Origin of the sequence: Halorubrum sp. AD140 (assembly GCF_034497445.1) — an archaeon.
In the GTDB taxonomy this organism is placed as follows: Archaea; Halobacteriota; Halobacteria; order Halobacteriales; family Haloferacaceae; genus Halorubrum.
Window position 1 is genome coordinate 1 of sequence record NZ_JAXRUU010000203.1, and the last position, 1,374, is coordinate 1,374.

General features: G+C 72.2%; 1 protein-coding gene. It reads right to left on the reverse strand.

Translation table 11 applies throughout. The annotated features are described in order from the left end of the window. Nucleotides 1–67 precede the first annotated feature (67 nt). Nucleotides 68–1,258: an ABC transporter permease gene (locus tag U4E84_RS17450; protein WP_322533357.1), complete on the reverse strand. Its 1,191-nt coding sequence runs from the start codon at nucleotides 1,256–1,258 to the stop codon at nucleotides 68–70. Nucleotides 1,259–1,374: the final 116 nt, after the last annotated feature.

Consider the following 1,374-nt stretch of genomic DNA (forward strand, 5'->3'; position numbering starts at 1 on the left):
CTCGCCGGCGCGCCGTTCGGGTTTTAAATAGTACGGAGCGGTGCGGCTGGTCGGCGATCGCACAGAATCAGTTCCGCAGCGCCTCGACCGGCCGCTCGTTGGCCGCCTTCCACGCGGGGTACGCGCCGCTGACGAGCCCGACGCCGACGCCGAACCCGAGCGCGAGCATGAGGTAGTAGGCGTTCGTCCGGTCGAGCACGAGCGCGGCGTCGACCGCGGGCGTCGCGAGGACGAGGCCGGCGACGAGCAGGACGGTGAGCAGCGTGCCGGCCGCGGCGCCGACCGCGCCGATCAGCCCGGCCTCCGCGAGCAGGACGCGCAACACGTCGCGGCGCGCGACGCCCACCGCGCGCATCACCCCGATCTCCTGTCTGCGCTCGACGGTGCTCATCAGCATCACGTTGAGGATCGAGACGCCGGCGACGACTAAGGAGATGGCGCCGAGCCCGAGCAGGAACGTCGACAGCAGGCCGAAGAACTCGTTGATCTCGTCGACGATCGCGGCCAGCTCGAACAGCTCCACTCGGTCTTCGCGCGCGTTCACCGACTCGCGGATCGCGCCCGCGGCGGCGTTGTCCTCGGCGCCCGAGTCGGAGACGACGAGCGCCTGCGCGTAGCCGTCGGCCGAGAACGCCGACTCCGGGAGGAGGACTGCGTCGTCGGGCGCCACCGGACTGAACGTCTGGCTCTCGACCAACACCGCGATCACCCGCACCTGCGAGCCCGCGATCTCGACGGTGTCGCCCGCGCCGGCGTCGAGGTCCTCGGCGATCCCCGCCCCGAGGATCGCGCCCTGTCGGTGTCGGTCGGGCAGTCTGCCCTCCGCGGCCTCGTACGCCAGCGAGGGCTCCTCGATCCCGTACACCGTCGCGAACGACTGGTCGCCCTGCCGCGCGACCGTGGCGCTGTCGGAGTAGAGCGGGACGACCGCCGCCCCGCCGCCTGCGGCCCCGTCGACCGCGCGCCGAATCGAGGCCACGTCCGCGTCCGACAGCGACTCCACGCCGGCGTCGTTGTTCGGCGAGACGACGACCTGCGTCCCGATATCGCCGATGGCGTCGTCGGCGCCCAGCGCTAACACGTTCCCGAAGATGCCGAGCGCGGCGACCGCGAGCACGCCGATACAGACGCCCAACACCGCCAGCACCGTCCGCACCCGGTTCCGCCGGAGGTTCCGCGAGGCCAACGACAGTGCGGGCCGCCAGCCGCGGAGCCAGCCGGCGAGTTCGCTCGCCGCTCGACCGTCCCCGTCGCTCATCGGTCGTCCCCCTTCTCTCCCTTCGGCAGCCCGTCGGTCGGCAGCCCGCCGGTCGGTATCCCACCGGTCAACACCCCGTCGGTGAGGTCGACGACGCTGTCGGCGTACTCCTCGAC

What these genes read in the sequence shown, in the direction of transcription:
- U4E84_RS17450 (WP_322533357.1), bottom strand. Translation starts at nt 1,258, where the DNA reads ATGAGCGACGGGGACGGTCGAGCGGCGAGCGAACTCGCCGGCTGGCTC.